The sequence below is a fragment of the Streptomyces sp. NPDC007095 genome, from assembly GCF_040634475.1.
Taxonomy (GTDB): Bacteria; Actinomycetota; Actinomycetes; order Streptomycetales; family Streptomycetaceae; genus Streptomyces.
Genome location: NZ_JBEYFS010000084.1, coordinates 1 through 20,828, shown reverse-complemented (window position 1 = coordinate 20,828; position 20,828 = coordinate 1). Strand labels below are relative to the sequence as shown.

Here is a 20,828-nt window from a genome sequence, read left to right as displayed (position 1 = left end):
GGCCCCGCCTGTTCCGTAAGGGACTACCGCACTACCGTGATCCGGTCCGCCGTCGGCACCGGGCACGGCGCCGTGGCCGAGGAGTTGGCCGTCAGGTAGGACTCGAAGGCCGCCAGGTCGTCGCCGCCGACCAGGACGTCTCCGCCCTTGCCGAGCTCGGCGAAGCCGTCGCCACCGCCCGCGAGGAAGGTGGGGGTCTGGAGCTGCTGCCGCTGGAGCGCGCTCAAGCATGTGCTGGTGAGCGGGAGGAAGTGCCGGTGGCAGGTGTCGTGCCATGCGCCGGGAGGGAACTGGCGTGCCTGTGTCGAATGCGTGACCTTTGCGGGTGGTGCTCGTTGGATGCGGTGACAGGGATCTGCAGGGTGACAGGGATCTGCAGGGTGGGGCAGGGCGGGGGTGGAGTGGTGGGCGGGCTGAGGGAAGTGGCGCAGCCGTTCGTCGCGTCCGGCCCGACCGGTGCGGCCATCCGTACCCGGCTCAAGCACCTGACGCCCGAGGACGAGCAGGTGCTGCGACTGGTCGGCGCGCGCCTGGGCGCGCTAGCCTCGAAGGATCTTGCGGCGCGCTGCCGGGACGGCCTGGAACACTCCGCCGACACCTGGGCGGCCCGCAAGCGCGAGCTGACTGCGGTCTCCTCGTCACGCTGGGCAGGTAGCATCACCAAGGCGTCGCACGACCAGTGGGCGCTGGCCCGCCGCTGTCAGCTCGCCCACGTCCAGAGCCTGGAAGCGGGCATCAAAACCGTCGTGCACCGGCTGTCCCTGCCCCTCGGGCAGAAGGGCTCCAAAAAGGCGCCCGGGGGGTACCGGTCGAGGCAGGAGTGGCACGCCAAGGCCCGTCGCCTGCACGTGCTGGAAGACCGGCTGGCCGTAGAGCGGGCCGACCGCGAAGCCGGGCTCGTGCACGTCGCACGCGGCGGGAAACGGCTGGCCCGCACCCGGCACCACCTGGATGCCGCCCAGCTCACCGAGGCCGAGTGGCGTGAACTCTGGGAGGCCGAGCGCTGGTTCCTCGCCGCCGACGGTGAGTCCGGGAAGCGGTACGGCAACGAGACGATCCGCGTCAGCCCCGGGGGCGAGGTGAGTATCAAACTCCCCGCACCGCTCGCGCATCTGGCGAACGCCAGGCGCGGCCGGTACGTCCTCGCCTTCCGCATCACGTTCCCACACCGGGGCACCGAGTGGGCCGACCGGATTGAGGCCAACCGGGCCGTCGCCTACCGCGTTCATCTGGACGTGGGCCGGGACTGCTGGTAGCTGACCGCCTCCTGGCAGATCCCGCCCACCCCGGCCATCCCCATCCGTGCCGCGCTCGCCGACGGCGTGATCGGCGTGGACATGAACGCCGACCACCTCGCCGCCTGGCGCCTGGACGTCCACGGCAACCCCATCGGTGCCCCGCGCCGTTTCGTCTACGACCTGACCGGCTCGCGAGAGCACCGTGACGCCCAGGTCCGCCACGCCCTCACCCGGCTCCTGCACTGGGCCCAGGCCTGCGGGGTGAAGGCGATCGCCATCGAGGACCTGGACTTCACCGCGGACAAGACCCGGGAGAAACACGGCCGGAAGAAGCGGTTCCGGCAGGTCATCTCCGGCATGCCCACCGGCAGGCTCCGCACCCGGCTGACCTCGATGGCCGACCAGACGGGCATCGCCATCATCGCCGTGGACCCCGCCTACACCAGTCGCTGGGGCGCCCAGCACTGGCAGAAGCCTCTTACCAGCAGCAACCGTAAAACGACTCGTCATGACGCGGCAGCGGTGGCGATCGGAAGGCGCGCCCAGGGACATCCGATCCGGCGACGGACGGCACCGCCCCCGCACGACCAGAGCGATCGTGCGGGGCATCGGACCGTCCAGGCCCGACCGGAGGTCTCTGGGCGTGAGGGAACCCGCCCCCGCATTCCCGGACCACGGACACGATCCGTGCCGCCCGGACGCGGAGCGAACGCGGGGGACCAGAACGCCCAGCACCGTTCGGGGCGTTCGGCTGAGCACAGGTCCTGGCAACAGGACTCACCCGCTCAGTCCTTAGGATCGGTTACAGGCTGGTTGCCATCACCTCACCACCACCTGACGGAAGCCCCTCCGCACCCCGCCACGAGCCACATCGACTCCGCGCAACTCCTTGTCCGCAAAACACCGCGCCGTACCCTCGTATCCATGACCAGCGACGACACCGCGCCCCACGCCCTCACCCGCTCCATCGAGACCCACACCGCGCTCTCCCCGGCCCAGGCCGAGGATGTGCTCCGGCTGCTCGCGGAGGCCGCCCGGGCCGACGGGCAGCAGGCGGTATCCGAGCAGGGCCGGCTCCAGCTGAAGGGCGGCGCCCGCGAGGGCGTGCGCCATCTGCTGCTGACCCTCGGCGACGAGCTGATCGGGTACGCGCAGCTGGAGGACACCGACCCGGTGGAAGCCCCGGCCGCCGAACTGGTCGTGCACCCGGCGCACCGCGGCCACGGCCACGGCCGGGCCCTGGGCTCGGCCCTGCTCGCCGAGTCCGGCAAACGGCTGCGCGTGTGGGCGCACGGCGGTCACTCCGCAGCGCGGCATCTCGCCCAGGTCCTCGGCCTCACCCTCTTCCGCGAACTGCGCCAGCTGCGGCGGCCGTTGACCGACCTCGACCTGCCCGAACCGAAGCTCGCGGACGGCATGCACGTCCGCACCTTCGTGCCCGGCCAGGACGACGCGGCCTGGCTCGCCCTGAACGCCGAGGCCTTCGCCCACCACCCCGAGCAGGGCTCCCTCACCCAGCGCGACCTGGACGACCGCAAGGCGGAGGTGTGGTTCGACCCGTCCGGGTTCTTCCTCGCCTTCCGCGGCGACGAACTCGTCGGCTTCCACTGGACGAAGGTCCACGCCGAGGAGGGCCTCGGTGAGGTGTACGTCCTCGGAGTCCGCCCCGGCGCCCAGGGCGGCGGCCTCGGCAAGGCCCTCACCACGATCGGGCTCCGCCACCTCGCCCGGCAGGGTCTGCCGACCGCCATGCTCTACGTCGACGCCGACAACAAGGCGGCCGTGACCGTGTACGAGCGGCTCGGCTTCCGCACGCACGAGACGGACCTGATGTACCGAAGCGAGTCCTGACCGTCGGTCCGGTGTCCTTGGCGGTCCGGTGTCCCTGCCCGTCCGGTGTCCTTGTCGGTCCGGTGTCCTTGGCGGTCTGGTGTCCCTGCCCGTCCGGTGTCCCTGCCCGTCCGGTGTCCCTGCCCGTCCGGTGTCCCTGCCCGTCCGGTGTCCCTGCCCGTCCGGTGTCCTTGGCGGTCTGGTGTCCCTGCCCGTCCGGTGTCCCTGCCCGTCCGGTGTCCCTGCCCGTCCGGTGTCCCTGCCTGTCCGGTGTCCTTGGCGGTCTGGTGTCCCTGCCTGTCCGGTGTCCTTGGCGGTCCGCTGTCCCTGCCTGTCCGCGCCCGCGTCTTCGTGTCACCGGCGAGCGAAGACGGCGGGTCGCCACGTCCTCAGGGGTTCCACGCTGGACCACGCCCCGGCCAGCGCCGCCGTGACCAGGACCACCGCCCATGCCTGGTGCGCTCCGTCCCAGCGCGGGTCGGACGGAGCGGGGAAGAGCGTCCACCGGTGGGGGACCAGCAGGGGTGCCAGCACCGCCATGGCCAGTAGTCCGACGCACACCGCGCCTCCCGGCTCGGCCCGGTTGGTGAACCGCACCATGACCGCCGCGGCCGCCGTCGCGAGCAACGCCGTGGCGGCGGCCTCCAAGGTCACGGCGCCCACCGGCGGCCGAGCCTGCTCCGGTATGAGGAACAGCGCGGCCGTCCACCAGAGCACGGCCGACGGGGCGACGAGCGCCACCCGCAGGCCGACCCGCACGGGACGCCTCGTCGGCACCGACGCGGTGATGTGCCGGGCCGGATCGTCCAGCAGGAAGGCCAGGCCCAGAGCGAAGGTGAGCGCGGCGGCCCGCAGGAGGTTGAGGCCGGCTCCCGTGTCGAGCCGGAGGGAGAACAGCCGCGGCGTCCCGGCGAGCAGCAGCCCCAGTACGGCACCGGTCACCAGCGCCCTCCGGGGGAGGGTGCGCCAGAGGGGGCGGAGAAGGGCGCGGGCCACGGTGAACGGCCGCCCCCGGGGCGGAATGCCGCCCCCGGTAACCCCATTTCCCACCGCTCCCACCCTTCCCACCGTTCCCACCCTTTCGGCGCTCTCCGCACCCCCGGTGCTTCCGGCACTCTCCGCGCTTCCGGCCGTACCTGCGTCGTCGAGCACGGTCACTCCTCGCATGTCTTGACGTTCAGCGCGCCCGGGCCGGTCGGCGCCCGGACTCCCAGCAGCTCAGCCACCTGGGCCGTCGTCGCCGTGGGGGATGTGAGCTCCGCCCAGTGGGCCTTCACCTTCGGGATGACGCTGTAGCGGGGCTTGCGCAGCAACTTCTTGATCACCTCTGTCTGTGCGGCGTTCATGGAGACCGGGTTCGTGGGCGCGAGGGCGACCCCTCCGCCGTCGATGGAGTCGTCGATACGGAGATGGCGCAGCACGGTCAGCGGGTGGGACTCAGAGCCCAGCGCCAGCCACATGATGATCACCGCGCGGGCGTCGCACACTTCGCCGCTGGACGTCTCGTCCCCCGTCACCAGAACCGAGGCCACCCCCACGGCGAACTCCGGGATCCGGTTGCCGCCCCATCGTGTGGTGACAGTCACCGCCCCTGGTGCTTTGGCCGGGTCGAGTGCGGAGTCGCTCTCCAGGCCATAGCTGGCGTTCACCCGCTGCCGTACGGTCAGCCGCTCGGCCGCGGCCGGGCCGCCCGCGAGGGACTGGACGCGCTGGACCACCTCGGCCCAGTCGGCGGTCTGGCCGGTCCACTCGGGGTAGGCGCAGTACGTCGACCTTTCGTGCGTGACGCAGGTCTGCACCTTCTCCGGGGTGGCGGACGCCTTCGCGCGGGCCGCGATCAGCGCGGCCGAGTCACCCGGGGCCTGCCCCGCGATGCCCTGGGCCATCGCGGCGAGGGCGAGGACCGTGATCGCCTTGATCCTGGGCGTACGACCGCCGTTGATCAGCAGTGCGAGGCACAGCAGCAGCACGATGAGCCCCACCAGATACAGCACGTGCCAGGCGGCCGGGCGGCCCAGCAGGTCGGAGGGCAACGGGTGGGCGCCTTCCTCGGTGACCACCGGTGCCAGCCATCGCACCCAGTGCGTGCCCTGTGTGCTCGCGGACACGAGGGTCGTGATGACGTACATACCGATGATGAAGGGCGGGACGACGAACGCGAAGGGGATCGACCGTGCGACCAGGACGCCGAGGACACCGGCGAGGAGTATCGACAGCGGGCCCACGAGCAGTTCGGCGACCGAGCCGTGGCCGACCGCGCCGGGCTTCAGGGCCGCCCAGATGAACTCGAACCCCACGACCAGCGCGGTGAGGACCGCGAACGGCACGGCCGACAGGGCGTGGGCCAGCGAGCGCCGCCACGGCTCCATGACCAGCACGTCGAAGTGCTGGTCGGTGCCGTGCCGGCGGGAGCGGAGCACGGCGCGGTTGATGCTGACGAACAGCACGAGGGCGAGGAGCAGGGGGGCGCCCTGCGTGGAGCGGTCGACATCCTGGAGGGCGGGATAGTCGTCCATGCCCTCCCGGCCGTTGAACATCCCCCAGCCGGTGTAGGCGACGTACAGGAGGAGGAAGACGAGTACCGGGATCTGCATCAGCAGTTCGCGTGCCTCGAAGCGGGCGAGGGCGATGACGGCCCTCGTCCTGTTCGGGTGCAGGTCCCGGGCGGGCGGCTCCACCCCCGTGGGGGCCGCCTCCTCCACGACCGTGCGGGTCACCAGCTCGCTCACGCCGCCACCTCCGCCGGCTCGCCGTCGAGAGTGAGCAAGTAGCCGTCCTCCAGGGTCGGTTCGAGGAGATCGGCGCCCTTGGGCGGGTCGCCGACATTGCGGAAGGAGCCCGTGCCCGTACGCCAGCCGGCTCTCGCGCCGGGGTCGCGGGCCGTACTGCTCCACACCCGCCCCGCCGCCCGCGCGGTCAGCTCGGCCGGGGTGCCCTCGAAGCGGATGCCGCCGCGGACCATGACGATCACACGATGGCAGAGCATCGCGACGTCCTCGGTCTGGTGAGTGGAGAGCAGGACCGTGCGTCCCATGCCCGCCTCGGCGATCATTTCCCTGAACCGCATGCGCTGTTCGGGGTCCAGGCCGACGGTCGGCTCGTCCAGGACGAGGAAGCCGGGGTCGCCGACCAGCGCGGCGGCCAGCCCGACCCGCTGGCGCATACCGCCCGACAGCCTCTTGATGCGCTTGCCCCGTACGTCGGACAGGTCCACGGTCTCCAGCACGCGCCGCACCTCCCGGTGCCGGGCGGAGCGGTCCGTAAGCTCCTTCAGGATCGCCACGTAGTCGACGAACTCGAAGGCCGAGAAGTCCGGGTGGAATGCCGGGGTCTGCGGCAGATAGCCCAGCGCGCGCCGCACGTCCAGGCGGCCCGAGGACGTGCCGGGGTCGTGCCCGAGCACCGTGAAGGCTCCCCGGTCGGCGGGCACGGCGGTGGCGAGCACCCGCAACAGGGTGGTCTTCCCGGCGCCGTTGGGCCCGAGCAGCCCGGTGACGCCCTCGCTCAGGTGCAGGGAGACGTCGTCGAGGGCGACGGTCCCGCCATACCGGAGGGTGAGCCCGGAGGCGGAGACGGTGGGGGTCATGCGGCGCTCCTGTCGGAGAAATCGGAGTGGTCGGCGAAGAGGGTGTGCGCGGGGGAGAAGTCGAACCGGTCCCGCACGAGATAGAGCAGCCCGGCGGCCAGTACCGCGACCGCGCCGGCGACGCCCTGGCCGAGTGCCGTGAACGGCGCGAGGGTGCCGCCGTCGGCCTTCGCGTGGGCCACCATCAGCAGCGTGACCCACGCTCCGCCGACCAGGCAGGGCGGGAGGACCGGCCCCCAGCGGGCGGTCAGTGCGAGCCCCGTCCCGGTGAGGGCGAGGGCGGGCAGCAGCCAGGCCAGCGCGCGCAGCCCGTAGGCGGGGAGTGCGAGGGTCGCGAGGCCGTTCAGAACGAGGCCGGTGGTGAGCACGGCCACCGTGCGGATCATCAGCAGCCGGAATCCGTGGAGGGGTGACACCACGGCCATCTCGTACGTCGGGTCGAGCACCGGTCCGTAGGACAGCGCGACGCCGACGAGCGGGAGCAGAGGGGCGAGGGCGAGGAACAGCGTGGGCGAGGGCGCGACCCGTCCGGCGTCGGTCGCCACCACCGTCATGAGGAGCACGAGGGCGACCGCGGCCAGCCAGGAGCGGCGCAGCACGGGCGTGGCCGCCAGCAGCCGTGCCGTGTGGTCGGCGACGCCGATCCGCACCAGCAGCGACTCGAGCAGCCGTGGTCGTGGCGCGTCCAGCTCGGCGTCGAGCCGCTCCCATCCGGCGTCCAGGACGACCGGATCGCTCACGGTGGCGAGCGCCTCCCGGCAGGGCGCGCACGCCACGAGGTGGGTGTCGACGGACCAGAGCCGGGGCGGCGCCAACTCGCCCCGCGCATAGGCCCGGAGGTCCTCGGCGTCCGCGTGCCACCGCCCGTCCGGGGAGCCGTCGGCACCGGGCGCGGGCCGATCGGCGTCACCCGCACCGGACGCGGCCCGACCGGCGGCCGGGTCCATCCCGCCACCGCCCTTACCGGATGCACCGGCGGTGTCGGATTCACCATCCGTGCTGGATGCACCATCCGTGGCGGATGCACCATCCATGGCGGATGCACCATCCGTGACGGATGCACCATCCGTGACGGATGCACCATCCGTGGCGGATGTGCCGTCCGTGCCGGATGCACCATCCGTGGCGGATGTGCCGTCCGTGCCGGACGTGCCGAAGACGGCCGCGTCCTCGTCCAACCCGCTCATGTTCTCTCCACCCCCATCCATGTCCCGGCGGTCTCCGCCGATGACCTCGTCATCTCCGCCGCTCATGCCAGCTCCTCCCGCAGCTGCTTGCGCGCCCGCAGGGCCCGCGTCTTGACCGTGCCGGGTGGAATACCGAGCAGGACGGCCGCTTCCCGGGTCGTGAGTCCGTCGATCACCGTGGCCTGGAGGACCGCGCGCAGCTCGGGCGAGAGCCGTATCAACGCGCCCGCGAGGTCGCCGTGTTCGACCCCGGCCAGTACGCGCTCCTCGGCGGAGACCTCGTGCCGGTGGCGGAAGCGGGCCAGCGTCTGGCGCAACCGGCCGCGCGCGCCGTCGCCGCGCAGTGTGTCGATCAGCCGCCGCGAGCCGATGCGCCACAGCCAGCCCGCCGCGTCGCCCTCCTCCCGGTAACTCGCGGTACCGCGCCAGATGGCGAGGAAGGTCTCCTGCACGACGTCGTCGACGACTCCGGCATCGGCGCACCGGCCGCGCAGCCGCGCGGTCAGCCACGGCGCATACCGCCGGTACAGCTCCTCGAAGGCGCGACGGTCCGTGTCCGCCGCGATGGCCCGCAGCAGCTCCCCGTCGCTTCTCGTTTCCCTCACATCCCCTCATCGGACGAGCCCCGCCGATCGGTTCACGCATCCGGCATCGAATTTTCCGGGCCCGCATCAGCAACTTCCGGGCTCGCCTCCGCGACTTCCCAGCTCACCTCCGCGACTCCCCGGCTCACCTCCGCGACTTCCCAGCTCACCTCCGCGACTCCCCGGCTCACCTCCGCGACTCCCCGGCTCACCTCCGCGACTTCCCGGCTTGACTCCGGACACCCCCTTGCACCACCCTTTCACTACTCAATTAGTGAAAGGGTGGTTGTCCGAGTGGTCGAGTACCGCATCGACCGGCGCAGCGGTGTCGCCACCTACGTCCAGATCGTCCAGCAGACCAAACAGGCCCTGCGCCTGGGCTTGCTGGAACCGGGCGACAAGCTCCCCACGGCCCGTGAGGTCGTGGAGGCCACGGCGATCAATCCGAACACCGTCCTGAAGGCGTATCGCGAGCTGGAGCGCGAGGGCCTGGTCGAGGCCAGACGCGGCCTCGGCACCTTCGTGAAGCGCTCGCTGGGCGCCGCCCCCGCCGACTCGCCCCTGCGCGCCGAGCTCGACGACTGGGCGGCCAGGGCCCGCGAGGCCGGGCTCGATCACGACGACGTGGCGGCGCTCTTCACCGCCGTACTGGAAAAGTTCAGCAAGGGAGACAAGGAATGAGCGACACCGCCATGGAGGCGGCCGGACTCGGCAAGCGGTTCGGGCGGCGCGGGGGCTGGGCACTGCACGAGTGCTCCTTCCGGCTCCCCACGGGACGTGTCTGCGCCGTCGTCGGACCCAACGGCGCGGGCAAGTCGACCCTGCTGGCCCACGCCGCCGGACTGCTCGCCGCCACCGAGGGCTCCCTGACCGTGCTCGGCAGCCACCCGGCCGCCGCCCGCGAACGCGTCGCGTACGTCGCCCAGGACAAGCCGCTGTATCCGCAGCTCACGGTGGCCCAGACGCTGCGCCTGGGCCACGAGCTCAACCCCGCCCGCTGGGACGCCTCGGTCGCCGAGCGGATCACGTACGAGGTCGGCGGGCTGGACCCGAAGGCCAAGGTACGTACGCTCTCCGGCGGCCAGCGCACCCGCGTGGCACTCGCCCTCGCGCTCGGCAAGCGGCCCGAACTCCTGCTCTTGGACGAGCCGATGGCCGACCTCGACCCGCTCGCCCGCCACGAGCTGATGGGCACGCTGATGGCCGAGGCCGCCCAGTACGGCACGACGGTCGTGATGTCCTCGCACGTCGTCGCCGAGCTGGAGGGCTCCTGCGACTACCTGTTGCTGATAGGCGGCGGCCAGGTGCGACTGGCCGGCGACCTGGACGACCTGCTGGCCGCGCACACCCTGACCACCGGGCCGGTCCGTGACCTCGCTCCGCACACCGTGGTCGAATCCCGCACCACAGGGCGTCAGTTGACCGCCCTGATCCGCCCGCAGGGCCCGTTCTCCGGCGGACTCGACGCTCGCACCACCACGCCCTCCCTGGAGGAACTGGTCCTCGCGCACCTGCGCAACCCCAAGGCCCCCGCGCTGATCCTCGCCTCCGCCCGCACCGCCGCCCAGGAGTCCGCCGCATGACCACGCTGACCGCCCCCGGCACCACGGCGACGCCCACGCGCCGCCCGTCCGCCGCACGCGGACTGGTGCGCACGGTGCTGCTGCTGCACCGCCCGGCGCTCTACATCTGGGCCGGTCTGTTCGTCGCGCTCTCGGCGCTGCTGCTGTGGCTGTACGGCCCGGGGACGGACGCGGCGGCCGCGGCGTGGCGGGCGTACGACCGCTGCACGACGGCCACCTGCGCCTACGACCAGGACGCGATCCTCAGGTACAAGTCGTACTCCCTGTACGCCTCCCTCTCACTGACCTTCCTGCCGTTCCTGGTCGCGGCCTGGGCGGGCGCCTCGCTGATCGGCCGCGAGATGGAGAGCGGCACCGCGCAGCTCGTGTGGACCCAGTCGGTCTCCCCGGCCCGCTGGCTGGCGGTGAAACTGGCCGTGCCGGCCGCGCTCGTCACCGTCGGCACCAGCGTGCTGGTGGTGCTGCACCGGCGGATGTGGGTGCGCGGCCAGGGCCGCATCGACACCGCCAAGGAATGGACCGACTCCTTCGTCTTCCACGCCAACGGCCCGACCACCGTCGCCCTCGCCCTGTCCGGTCTGGCCATCGGCGCGCTCGCCGGCATCAGGCTGCGCGGTTCCCTGAGCGCACTGGTCATGTCGGTGGTGTGGACGGTCGGCGTCCGGGCCGCCCTCGGCCTCACCCTGCCGTACCTGTGGCCGACCGTGCGGACGGTCACCAGCCTGACCCACGACCGCCCCACCAGCCTTGGGATCACCGTCCACGACGGTCTCCTCACCTCGACCGGTGTCCGGCTGCCCGACCCGCAGTGCGGCAGCAGCCACAGCACGGAGTGCAGCGCCCTGTACCACCGGCTCGACGCCGTCAGCTTCTACACCGACTCGCACCCCGAATCCCACTACTGGCCTCTCCAGCTGATGGCGACCGGCCTGGTGCTCGTCCTCACCGCACTCGTTCTCCTCGTCACCTTCCGGCTGTTGAAGCGCCTCACCGGTACCGCCCCGAAGGCGGCCCGCCGGTGAGCGCCGCCGTCAACGGCCTGCCATGGACCGTCCTCCGCCTGCACCGCGCGGCGCTGCTCGGCTGGGGCGCGTTCGTGGCCGCCGTCACCGGGCTCCTGCTGTGGACGGTCGAGGTCAAGGCGGACGCCGCCCGCGCCGAGCTGGCCTACTGCTCACACCACGGCACCTGCACCATCACGGCCACGCTCGACTACGACGACACCATCGGCCTGGCCGCCGTCTTCCTGTGCTACTCCTTCCTCGCCGTCGCGGCCTGGGCGGGCGCCGCCCTGGTCGCCCGCGAGCTGGAGACGGGCACCACGCAGCTCGTCTGGACCCAGTCGGTGACCCCCGTGCGCTGGCTGGTCGCCAAGCTCGCCCTGCCCGCGCTGCTGATCACCGTCGGCGGTGCGGTGCTGGTGCCGGTGTTCCGGCACGCCTGGTGGATCAACCCGGACCGGACGGACAGCGGCTGGGCCTCCGCCAACGTCTTCGTCGCCCGCGGCCCCACGATGGTGGCGTACGGCCTGTGCGCGCTGGCCGTCGGCGCGCTCGCCGGACTGGTGCTGCGCCGCTCACTGCCCGCCCTCGGTGTCTCCTTCGCTGTGATGCTCGTGCTCCACCAGCTCGTGCAGAGCTGCCGCACGGACCTGTGGCCCTCGGTCACCCGTACCGGCACCGCCCTGTTCACCCCGCCCGACACCGCCTGGCAGCTGGCCAACGGGGTGATCGTCCACGGACAACGCGTGGCGAACCCCGAGTACGGACACTGCAACGGCACAGGCACGAAGGCCACACAGTGCCTCGCCGACCACGGGATCACCGGGTACTACTCCGTCTACCACCCCGCCTCCCACTTCTGGCCCCTCCAGCTGGTGGAAACCGGCATCGTCCTCACCGTGACCGCCGCGGCCACCGTCGCCACCTTCCGGCTGCTGCGCCGCCGCACCGCATAGCTCCCCCCGTGCCGGGGCCGCGCACGCCCCCACGTGGAGCGGCTCCCGGGCATGTAGACGTCCGGGAGCCGCTCCCCGATATCCCGCACGTCATGTCGCCGTAACCATCGATTCAGACGGGCTTGCGACGCTCAGCCAATGAAGCCCGCCGTGCCAGAGCCGTCGCCTCCACCGGAGCACGAGACCTCTCCGACGACGGGGAGCAAGGCGGTACCGGGGACGCGGAACGGGAACATCCGTCTCACCCCGCTGCCGCTCGCGCTCTCCGACGCGCCGGTCTCGCTCCCGGCGCGGAAGAATGGGTCCATGAACCAGCCCAGCGCCCAGGCACCGGTCCAGCACCCGCAGCCCTCCGTCGGCTCCATAGCCGCCCACCGCCCGCACACCGTGGCGGCGAACGTCTCCGACCTCGAGCCCGACATCGACGCCGACCTCGACGCCTACGAGGACCTGGTGCAGGACGGCATCATGTTGCCTCAGGGCCGGTTCCTCGACCGCGAGCGCAGCTGGCTGGCGTTCAACGAGCGGGTGCTGGAGCTCGCCGAGGACCCGAGCACGCCCCTGCTCGAAAGGGCGAACTTCCTGGCGATCTTCGCCAGCAACCTGGACGAGTTCTTCATGGTCCGGGTCGCCGGACTGAAGCGCCGCATCGCGACCGGCGTGGCCACCAAGTCCGCCTCCGGCCTGCAGCCCCGCGAGGTCCTGGAGATGATCTGGGCCCGCTCGCGCGAGCTCATGGCCCGGCACGCGGCCTGCTACCAGGAGGACGTCGCCCCCGCGCTCGCGGAGGAGGGCATCCACCTGGTCCGCTGGAGCGAACTGACGGAGAAGGAGCAGGCCCGCCTCTTCACCCTCTTCCGGCACCAGATCTTCCCGGTCCTGACCCCGCTGGCGGTCGACCCCGCGCACCCCTTCCCGTACATCTCGGGTCTGTCCCTGAACCTCGCGGTCGTCGTACGGAACCCGGTCAGCGGCCACCGGCACTTCGCGCGCGTCAAGGTCCCGCCGCTGCTCTCCCGCTTCCTGGAGGCCTCCCCCAACCGCTACGTCCCCATCGAGGACGTGATCGCGGCACACCTGGAGGAGCTCTTCCCGGGCATGGAGGTCCTGGAGCACCACACCTTCCGGCTGACCAGGAACGAGGACCTGGAGGTCGAGGAGGACGACGCCGAGAACCTGCTCCAGGCGCTGGAGAAGGAGCTCATGCGGCGCCGCTTCGGGCCGCCGGTGCGCCTGGAGGTCGAGGAGTCCATCGACCGGTACGTCCTCGATCTCCTCGTACGGGAACTGAAGATCTCCGAGGCGGAGGTGTACCCGCTGCCGGGTCCCCTGGACCTCACCGGCCTCTTCGGCATCGGCGCCCTCGACCGGCCCGAGCTGAAGTACCCGAAGTTCATCGCGGGAACGCACCGCGACCTGGCCGAGGTCGAGTCGGCGTCCGCGCCCGACATCTTCGCCGCCCTGCGCGAGCGCGACGTCCTGCTGCACCACCCGTACGACTCCTTCTCCACGTCCGTGCAGGCCTTCCTGGAGCAGGCGGCGGCCGACCCGGACGTGCTGGCCATCAAGCAGACGCTGTACCGGACCTCGGGCGACTCGCCGATCGTCGACGCGCTGATAGACGCCGCCGAGTCCGGCAAGCAGGTCCTCGTCCTCGTCGAGATCAAGGCGCGCTTCGACGAACAGGCCAACATCAAGTGGGCCCGGAAGCTGGAGGAGTCGGGCTGCCATGTCGTGTACGGACTGGTCGGGCTGAAGACCCACTGCAAGCTGTCGCTGGTCGTCCGGCAGGAGGGCGAAACGCTCCGGCGCTACTCCCACGTCGGCACCGGCAACTACCACCCGAAGACCGCCCGGCTGTACGAGGACCTCGGCCTGCTCACCGCCGACCCGCAGGTCGGCGCGGACCTGTCCGACCTCTTCAACCGGCTCTCCGGCTACTCGCGCCGCGAGACCTACCGCCGCCTGCTCGTCGCCCCCAAGTCCCTGCGCGACGGTCTGATCGCGCGGATCAACAAGGAAGTCCAGCACCACACCGCCGGACGCCCCGCCTACATCCGCATCAAGTGCAACTCGATGGTGGACGAGGCGATCATCGACGCGCTGTACCGCGCGTCCCAGGCCGGAGTGCCCGTCGACGTGTGGGTGCGCGGCATCTGCGCGGTCCGGCCGGGCGTCACGGGCCTGTCCGAAAACATACGCGTACGGTCCGTGCTCGGCCGCTTCCTCGAACACTCCCGCGTCTTCGCCTTCGGCAACGGCGGCGAGCCGGAGGTGTGGATCGGCAGCGCGGACATGATGCACCGCAACCTGGACCGGCGGATCGAGGCCCTGGTCAGGATCACCGACCCGGCTCACCGGGCGGCTCTCAACCGGCTGTTCGAGACCGGGATGTCCGACACCACCGCCTCCTGGCACCTGGGCCCGGACGGCGAGTGGACCCGGCACTCGACCGACGCGGATGGCCAGCCCCTGCGGAACGTCCAGGAGATGCTCATAGACGCCCGGAGGCGCCGGCGTGGCACAGCAACACCTTGAACCCCCCACCGACTCCCCGGCCGGGCCCATGTCAGGAGACGCCCTCGCGGGCTACCTGAGGGCCCAGGCCACGGAGTTCCTCCGCTCCCTGCGACAGCACCGGGAGAACGGCACCGACGCGGGTGCCTCCGCACGGCCGAAGCCGAGAGCGGAGTCGCGCGCCGTGTCACGAGACGTGTCACGAGACGTGTCACGAGACGTGTCACGAGACGTGTCACGAGACGTGTCGCGGGCGGGGGAGAACGGCTCGGGGGAATCGGTCGACGCGGCGCGCGCCCTGCGCCGCTCGGCCCGCCGCATCAGCGGCACCCTGCACACCTTCCGGCCGCTGCTCGACGCGGAGTGGTCGGAGGGCATGCGGCCCGAACTGGCATGGCTCTCGGGCACCCTGGCCCGTGAGCACGCCTACGCGGCCCGCCTGGAACGGCTGCTCGGCGCGCTGAACCGGCTCTCGGGCGCGGCCGGCTTCCCGGCGCAGGCCGCGCAGAACACCGGGGCGCCGGCCAAAGGCAGTCTGACCGTCGGCGCCGCGAAGGCGGGCGCGCTGCTCGACCGCCAGCTGACGCTGGCCCGTACCCGGGCCCACTCGGCCGCGCTCCAGGCGCTCGGCTCCTCCCGCTTCCACGCCGTCGCGGACAGCGTCGCCGTGCTCGCCAGCGAGGTGCCGCTCACCCCGGCGGCCGCCACGGCCGACCTGCGCCCGCTGGCCGCCGCCGCGACGGACCGGCTGACCGACGCGGTCACCGCGCTGCCGCTGGTCACCGCGGGCCACCCGTACAACGCCGAGGCCCTCGTGCACGGCCTCTCCGCGGACACCGCGCCCCATCCCCAGGACGCGCCCTGGCACCAGGTCCGGCTGCTGCTGCGCCTGCACCGCTACGCGTGCGAGGTCCTCTACGGGGAGGACGCCCCCATCGACGTACGACTGCTCCGCGCGGGTCAGGCCCTCAACCGGCACCGGGACGCGGCGGAGGCGGCCGCGGCCGCCGGGTCGGCGGCCCGCACCCCGCGCATCGCCCCGGCCACCGCGTACGCGCTCGGCGTGCTCCACGCCGACCAGCGGCACGAGGTGGAGGCGGCACGGTTCGCGTTCCAGCAGAACTGGCAGAAGGAAACCGTGCGCACCCCGTGAGGGAGGCCAGATGACCGAGGACACCTTCAAGGCCGTACGGGCGGCGGGCTGCGTCCTGTGGCGCCGCTCGCCTCTCGGCGGTGAGCTGGAGATATGTCTCGTCCACCGGCCGAAGTACGACGACTGGTCGCATCCGAAGGGCAAGCTCAAGCGCGGCGAGGAACCGCTCGCGGGGGCGCTGCGGGAGGTCCAGGAGGAGACCGGGTACACCCCCGTGCCCGGCACCGCCCTGCCCACGGTCCGTTATCCCGTCGCCGGCCGCCCCAAGGAGGTCCACTACTGGGCGGCCGAGGCGACGGACGGCCGCTTCGCGCCGAACGACGAGGTCGACCGCGTCCTGTGGCTCTCCCCCGCCGCGGCCCGCGACCGTCTGACCCAGCCCAGGGACGCCGATCTGGTTGACGCCCTGCTGAGCGTGCTTCACCTGACCTAGCCAAACCGCCGGGTCATATACGTACACAGGTGGTCACATGCGGTTAGCTCGATCGGGATCCCACCGTGTCCTCGACGTAAGCGTTCCGTGACCTCACCGCACCGCCCACAGGGGTTCACCCTCCGTTCACTTACGGCCATCGACGCCTTCATCTGATCTGCCTAATTTCGGCCTTACCCGGTGCGGAACGCCTCCTGCGTGTGGCCTCCGCATCACACAGACCTCGCACGCCGCCAACCAGACGGCGGCTCCTGGAAGGAACACCCCAACAGTGAAGCTTCAGCGCAAGAACCGGCTTCGCGCCCTTTCGCTCGGTGCTGTCGCCGTCTCCGGCGCCCTGGCCCTCACGGCGTGCGGCTCCGACGACACCGGCACCAAGAGCAGCGCCACGGGCGGCTCGACCACGGGCTCCGCCAGCTCGATCAAGTGCGACAACGCCAAGGGTCAGCTGCTCGCTGACGGCTCGTCCGCGCAGAAGAACGCGATCGACGCCTGGGTCAAGGAGTTCAGCGCCGCCTGCTCCGGCGTGCAGATCAACTACAAGGGCGGCGGCTCCGGCGCCGGTGTCACCGCGTTCACCCAGGGCCAGGTCGCCTTCGCCGGCTCGGACTCCGCGCTGAAGCCCGAAGAGGTCACCGCCTCCAAGAAGATCTGCACCGGCGGCGGCCAGGGCATCGACCTCCCGATGGTCGGCGGCCCGATCGCGGTCGGCTTCAACGTCCCGGGCGTCGACAAGCTGGTCCTGAACGCCTCGACGATCGCCAAGATCTTCGACAGCAAGATCAGCAACTGGAACGACGCGGCGATCGCGAAGCTGAACCCGGGCGTCAAGCTGCCCAGCCTCAAGATCCAGGCGTTCCACCGCTCGGACGAGTCCGGCACCACGGACAACTTCACCAAGTACCTGATCGCCGCGGCCCCCTCCGACTGGAAGTACTCCGGCGGCAAGGCCTGGCAGGCCAAGGGCGGCCAGTCCGCTCCGCAGTCCTCCGGTGTCGCCCAGCAGGTGAAGCAGACCTCCGGCGCCATCGGTTACATGGAGCTGTCGTTCGCCAAGGACGGCATCAAGGCGGCCAGCATCGACACGGGCGCCAGCGCCCCGGTCGACGCCACCGTCGACAACGCCACCAAGGCCATCGCGGACGCCAAGGTCGTCGGCACGGGCAAGGACCTCTCGCTCTCGCTGAACCGCGCGACCAAGGCCGAGGGCGCCTACCCGATCACCCTGGTCACGTACGAGGTCGTCTGCGACAAGGGCAACAAGTCGGACACGCTGGCCGCCACGAAGGCGTTCCTGACCTACATTGCGAGCGAGGACGGCCAGAAGGTCCTCTCCTCCATCGACTACGCGCCGATCCCGGCCGACATCATCGCCAAGGTCCGCACCACCATCGCGGGCCTGAGCTGACCTAAGTGTGCGGCCCGGCCCCGAACCGGGGCCGGGCCGCACCGTCCGGTGCACCGCCGCCAGGAGCCGCACACCAAGTACGGCTCTGCAGACCGGAGATCCCGATGGACATATCGACACAGAACACAGACGAAGCGCCTCCCCCCACCCCCCAGCCTTCCGTGGCCGTGCAGAAGCGCGCGAGCCGTGGCACCACCCGACCCGGTGACCGGATCTTCCTCGGTCTCTCCCGCGGGTCGGGCATCTTCCTGCTGGTGATCATGGCCGCCATCGCGGTCTTCCTCACCTATCGCGCCTCGCTCGCGATCAGCAAGGACCACGGCAACTTCCTCACCACCTTCGAGTGGAACACCAACACCATCCCGCCGGTCTTCGGCATCGCCGTCCTGGCCTTCGGCACGGTGATCTCCTCGATCATCGCCATGGCCCTGGCGGTCCCCGTCGCGGTCGCCATCGCGCTGTTCATCACGCACTACGCACCGCGCAGGCTGAGCGGCCCGGTCGCCTACGTGATCGACCTGCTCGCCGCCGTGCCGTCCATCGTCTACGGCCTGTGGGGCGCCCTCGTCCTGGTGCCGCACATGAACGGCCTCTTCGGCTGGCTGGACAAGTACCTCGGCTGGACCGGCATCTTCAGCTGGCAGGGCGGCGCGCCCCGCTCGATGCTCACCGTCAGCATCCTGCTCGCGATCATGATCCTGCCGATCATCACCAACGTGAGCCGCGAGGTCTTCCGCCAGGTCCCGCAGATGCACGAGGAGGCCGCGCTGGCCCTCGGTGCCACGCGCTGGGAGGTCATCCGCATGTCGGTGCTGCCCTTCGGCCGCTCCGGCGTCATCTCCGCGTCGATGCTGGGTCTCGGCCGCGCGCTCGGTGAGACAATGGCCGTCGCCACGGTCCTCTCACCGACCTTCGACATCAACGCCAGCCTGCTCGACCCGGGTGGCGGCACCTTCGCACAGAACATCGCCAGCAAGTTCGGCGAGGCGACCGCGGACGGCCGTGACGCGCTGATCGCGTCCGGTCTGGTCCTCTTCGTCATCACCCTGCTGGTCAACGGCGCGGCCCGGGTCATCATCGCCCGTCGCGCGGAGTACTCGGGGGCCAACGCATGAGCCACTCAGCACCCGTCGCGGACAAGCGTCCCAGCACCCTGCGCGGCGCGACCCTGCCCAAGTGGTCCCCGTGGGCGATCGCCGCCGGCGCCGTCGTGGTCGCCGTACTCATCGGCCTTGTCGGCGGTCTCGACAGCAAGGTCCAGTGGGGCCTGATCGCCGGAATCCTCTTCGTCCTCGGTACGTACGGCATCGCCGCGCGCGTCGAGGGCCGTCGCCAGGCCAAGGACCGCGTCGCGACCAGCCTCGTCTGGGTCTGCTTCCTCATCGCCGTCGTCCCGCTGGCCTCCCTGATCTGGACCACCGTCAAGCGCGGTGTGAAGGTCTTCGACGTCTACTTCCTGACCCACTCGATGGGTGTGGTCGCGGACTCCGAGCCCGGCGGTGGCATCTACCACGCCATCGTCGGCACGCTGGAGCAGGTCGGTCTCGCCACCCTGATCGCGGCGCCGATCGGTGTACTCACCGCGGTCTACCTGGTGGAGTACGGGCGCGGCAGGCTCTCCACGGCCATCACCTTCTTCGTCGACGTGATGACGGGCATCCCCTCGATCGTCGCCGGTCTGTTCATCCTGAGCCTGATGCTCATCCTGGACCTGCAGCCCTTCGGCTTCGCCGGTTCGCTGGCCCTGGCCATCCTGATGATGCCCGTCGTGGTCCGCTCCACCGAGGAGATGCTCAAGCTCGTACCGAACGAGCTGCGCGAAGCCTCCCTGGCGCTCGGCGTGCCCAAGTGGCGCACGATCCTCAAGGTGGTCCTGCCGACCTCGATCGGTGGCATCACGACCGGCGTCATGCTCGCCGTCGCACGCATCACGGGCGAGACCGCCCCGGTGCTGCTGCTGGTGTGGGGCACGAACTTCATCAACACCAACCCGTTCTCCGGAGCGCAGGCCTCGCTGCCGCTGTACATCTACCAGCAGTACGCGAACAGCGCCGGTTCGAACGCGGCGTACGACCGCGCCTGGGCGGCGGCACTCGCCCTGATCGCCTTCGTGATGATCCTCAACCTGGTGGCCCGCGGCATCGCCCGCTGGAAGGCACCGAAGACAGGTCGCTGACGCGGCCATATCAGCGACCAGCAGCATCCCCCTCGAAAGAAGCAGTGATTGACATGGCCAAGCGAATCGACGTAAGCGGTCTCACCGCCTACTACGGCTCCCACAAGGCGATCGAAGACATCTCGATGACGGTCGAGCCGCGCTCGGTGACGGCGTTCATCGGCCCCTCCGGCTGCGGCAAGTCGACGTTCCTGCGCACGCTCAACCGTATGCACGAGGTCACCCCCGGCGGCCGGGTCGAGGGCAAGGTCCTCCTCGACGACGAGGACCTCTACGGCCAGGGCATCGACCCCGTCGCCGTGCGCCGCACGATCGGCATGGTCTTCCAGCGCCCCAACCCCTTCCCCACCATGTCGATCTTCGACAACGTGGCGGCGGGTCTGCGTCTGAACGGCTCGTACAAGAAGTCCGAGCTGAACGACGTCGTCGAGAAGTCCCTCAAGGGCGCGAACCTCTGGAACGAGGTCAAGGACCGCCTCAACAAGCCCGGTTCGGGTCTGTCGGGTGGTCAGCAGCAGCGTCTGTGCATCGCGCGGGCGATCGCGGTGGAACCGCAGGTCCTCCTCATGGACGAGCCCTGCTCGGCCCTGGACCCGATCTCGACCCTCGCCATCGAGGACCTGATCGGCGAGCTGAAGGAGCGCTTCACGATCGTCATCGTGACGCACAACATGCAGCAGGCCGCGCGCGTCTCCGACCGCACCGCGTTCTTCAACCTGGCCGCGGTGGGTCAGCCTGGCCGGCTCATCGAGATCGACGACACGGAGCGCATCTTCTCCAACCCGTCGGTGCAGGCCACGGAGGACTACATCTCCGGCCGCTTCGGCTGAGCCGTTTCCCCCATACCCCTCGCGGTGCTGCATGGCGGTGCCACCGCGAGGACGAGAAGGGCCCGCCCCTGGCTCCCGGGGGCGGGCCCGCTCGTCTTCGACGAACAACCAAGTCCGCCACAGCCTTCCGGCTACGGGCCGGCGGGGGCTTGTCGCGCAGATCCTTCGGCTACGGGCCGGCGGGGGCTTGTCGCGCAGATCCTTCGGCTACGGGCCGGCGGGCCCTTTGCCGCGCAGATCCTTCGACTACCGGCCGGCGGGCCCTTTGCCGCGCAGATCCTTCGACTACCGGCCGGCGGGCCCTTTGCCGCGCAGATCCTTCGACTACCGGCCGGCGGGCCCTTTG

17 protein-coding genes and 2 pseudogenes are annotated in these 20,828 nt (G+C 71.0%); 13 read left to right on the top strand and 6 right to left on the bottom strand.

All coding sequences use genetic code 11. The features are described 5' to 3' along the window. Positions 1-23 precede the first annotated feature (23 nt). A pseudogene (locus ABZ656_RS27140) lies at positions 24-206 on the bottom strand (bifunctional metallophosphatase/5'-nucleotidase); the annotation flags it as partial. A 198-nt stretch (positions 207-404) separates the two neighbouring features. Here ABZ656_RS27140 and ABZ656_RS27135 point away from each other — a divergent pair. Together ABZ656_RS27135 and mshD are read left to right on the top strand one after the other, a co-directional pair. Further along, positions 405-2,034: pseudogene (locus ABZ656_RS27135) on the top strand (IS200/IS605 family accessory protein TnpB-related protein). Between the two features lie 128 nt (positions 2,035-2,162). Next, on the top strand, positions 2,163-3,089 hold the full coding sequence (gene mshD, locus ABZ656_RS27130) for a mycothiol synthase (RefSeq protein WP_101404255.1): 927 nt from the start codon (positions 2,163-2,165) through the stop codon (positions 3,087-3,089). A gap of 333 nt (positions 3,090-3,422) precedes the next feature. Here the strand turns inward: mshD and ABZ656_RS27125 are convergent, their stop codons facing one another. The 5 genes from ABZ656_RS27125 to ABZ656_RS27105 all read right to left on the bottom strand — a co-directional run bounded on the left by ABZ656_RS27125 (position 3,423) and on the right by ABZ656_RS27105 (position 8,446). After that, positions 3,423-4,118, bottom strand: coding sequence for an ABC transporter (locus tag ABZ656_RS27125; RefSeq protein ID WP_360271062.1), 696 nt, complete (start codon positions 4,116-4,118; stop codon positions 3,423-3,425). A 104-nt stretch (positions 4,119-4,222) separates the two neighbouring features. Then, positions 4,223-5,797, bottom strand: coding sequence for an ABC transporter permease (locus ABZ656_RS27120; RefSeq protein ID WP_360271060.1), 1,575 nt, complete (start codon positions 5,795-5,797; stop codon positions 4,223-4,225). Beyond that, positions 5,794-6,654 carry an ABC transporter ATP-binding protein gene (locus ABZ656_RS27115; RefSeq protein WP_360271058.1) on the bottom strand — a complete coding sequence of 287 codons (861 nt, stop codon included), beginning with the start codon at positions 6,652-6,654 and terminating at the stop codon, positions 5,794-5,796. The genes ABZ656_RS27120 and ABZ656_RS27115 overlap by 4 nt, the downstream gene beginning before the upstream one ends. Continuing rightward, entirely contained in the window at positions 6,651-7,601 is a 951-nt protein-coding gene (locus tag ABZ656_RS27110) for a zf-HC2 domain-containing protein (RefSeq protein WP_360271056.1), read from the bottom strand. The genes ABZ656_RS27115 and ABZ656_RS27110 overlap by 4 nt, the downstream gene beginning before the upstream one ends. Positions 7,602-7,903: 302 nt before the next feature. After that, complete coding sequence (locus tag ABZ656_RS27105; RefSeq protein ID WP_101404253.1) at positions 7,904-8,446, bottom strand: RNA polymerase sigma factor; 543 nt, start codon at positions 8,444-8,446, stop codon at positions 7,904-7,906. Positions 8,447-8,719: 273 nt separating this feature from the next. Here ABZ656_RS27105 and ABZ656_RS27100 point away from each other — a divergent pair, with 273 nt between their 5' ends. The 11 genes from ABZ656_RS27100 to pstB all read left to right on the top strand — a co-directional run bounded on the left by ABZ656_RS27100 (position 8,720) and on the right by pstB (position 20,482). Next, on the top strand, positions 8,720-9,106 hold the full coding sequence (locus ABZ656_RS27100) for a GntR family transcriptional regulator (RefSeq protein WP_099921882.1): 387 nt from the start codon (positions 8,720-8,722) through the stop codon (positions 9,104-9,106). Next, positions 9,103-10,008 (top strand): ABC transporter ATP-binding protein, encoded by a 906-nt coding sequence (locus ABZ656_RS27095; protein ID WP_360271054.1) that lies wholly within the window; start codon positions 9,103-9,105, stop codon positions 10,006-10,008. Before ABZ656_RS27100 ends, ABZ656_RS27095 begins: the two co-directional genes overlap by 4 nt. Then, entirely contained in the window at positions 10,005-11,030 is a 1,026-nt protein-coding gene (locus ABZ656_RS27090) for an ABC transporter permease (RefSeq protein ID WP_360271052.1), read from the top strand. The genes ABZ656_RS27095 and ABZ656_RS27090 overlap by 4 nt, the downstream gene beginning before the upstream one ends. Next, positions 11,027-11,965 (top strand): hypothetical protein, encoded by a 939-nt coding sequence (locus ABZ656_RS27085; RefSeq protein WP_360271050.1) that lies wholly within the window; start codon positions 11,027-11,029, stop codon positions 11,963-11,965. Before ABZ656_RS27090 ends, ABZ656_RS27085 begins: the two co-directional genes overlap by 4 nt. A gap of 306 nt (positions 11,966-12,271) precedes the next feature. Continuing rightward, positions 12,272-14,503, top strand: a complete 2,232-nt coding sequence (locus tag ABZ656_RS27080) for an RNA degradosome polyphosphate kinase (RefSeq protein ID WP_180362432.1) — start codon at positions 12,272-12,274, stop codon at positions 14,501-14,503. Further along, positions 14,484-15,635: a CHAD domain-containing protein gene (locus ABZ656_RS27075; RefSeq protein WP_360271048.1), complete on the top strand. Its 1,152-nt coding sequence runs from the start codon at positions 14,484-14,486 to the stop codon at positions 15,633-15,635. The genes ABZ656_RS27080 and ABZ656_RS27075 overlap by 20 nt, the downstream gene beginning before the upstream one ends. Positions 15,636-15,645: 10 nt before the next feature. Next, positions 15,646-16,068 (top strand): NUDIX hydrolase, encoded by a 423-nt coding sequence (locus tag ABZ656_RS27070; protein ID WP_101404249.1) that lies wholly within the window; start codon positions 15,646-15,648, stop codon positions 16,066-16,068. 271 nt (positions 16,069-16,339) lie between these two features. After that, entirely contained in the window at positions 16,340-17,476 is a 1,137-nt protein-coding gene (gene pstS, locus ABZ656_RS27065) for a phosphate ABC transporter substrate-binding protein PstS (protein ID WP_101404248.1), read from the top strand. A 104-nt stretch (positions 17,477-17,580) separates the two neighbouring features. Next, positions 17,581-18,591, top strand: a complete 1,011-nt coding sequence (gene pstC, locus ABZ656_RS27060; RefSeq protein WP_101404247.1) for a phosphate ABC transporter permease subunit PstC — start codon at positions 17,581-17,583, stop codon at positions 18,589-18,591. Beyond that, positions 18,588-19,652 (top strand): phosphate ABC transporter permease PstA, encoded by a 1,065-nt coding sequence (pstA, locus tag ABZ656_RS27055; RefSeq protein ID WP_360271045.1) that lies wholly within the window; start codon positions 18,588-18,590, stop codon positions 19,650-19,652. Before pstC ends, pstA begins: the two co-directional genes overlap by 4 nt. Positions 19,653-19,705: 53 nt before the next feature. Continuing rightward, entirely contained in the window at positions 19,706-20,482 is a 777-nt protein-coding gene (pstB, locus tag ABZ656_RS27050) for a phosphate ABC transporter ATP-binding protein PstB (RefSeq protein WP_101404245.1), read from the top strand. Positions 20,483-20,828: the final 346 nt, after the last annotated feature.

Excerpts from the sequence above, each read along its gene's own strand:
- mshD (WP_101404255.1), top strand. The coding sequence starts at position 2,163 with ATGACCAGCGACGACACCGCGCCCCACGCCCTCACCCGCTCCATCGAG.
- ABZ656_RS27115 (WP_360271058.1), bottom strand. The coding sequence starts at position 6,654 with ATGACCCCCACCGTCTCCGCCTCCGGGCTCACCCTCCGGTATGGCGGG.
- ABZ656_RS27110 (WP_360271056.1), bottom strand. The coding sequence starts at position 7,601 with ATGGACCCGGCCGCCGGTCGGGCCGCGTCCGGTGCGGGTGACGCCGAT.
- ABZ656_RS27095 (WP_360271054.1), top strand. The coding sequence starts at position 9,103 with ATGAGCGACACCGCCATGGAGGCGGCCGGACTCGGCAAGCGGTTCGGG.
- ABZ656_RS27090 (WP_360271052.1), top strand. The coding sequence starts at position 10,005 with ATGACCACGCTGACCGCCCCCGGCACCACGGCGACGCCCACGCGCCGC.
- ABZ656_RS27080 (WP_180362432.1), top strand. The coding sequence starts at position 12,272 with ATGAACCAGCCCAGCGCCCAGGCACCGGTCCAGCACCCGCAGCCCTCC.
- ABZ656_RS27070 (WP_101404249.1), top strand. The coding sequence starts at position 15,646 with ATGACCGAGGACACCTTCAAGGCCGTACGGGCGGCGGGCTGCGTCCTG.
- pstC (WP_101404247.1), top strand. The coding sequence starts at position 17,581 with ATGGACATATCGACACAGAACACAGACGAAGCGCCTCCCCCCACCCCC.
- pstA (WP_360271045.1), top strand. The coding sequence starts at position 18,588 with ATGAGCCACTCAGCACCCGTCGCGGACAAGCGTCCCAGCACCCTGCGC.
- pstB (WP_101404245.1), top strand. The coding sequence starts at position 19,706 with ATGGCCAAGCGAATCGACGTAAGCGGTCTCACCGCCTACTACGGCTCC.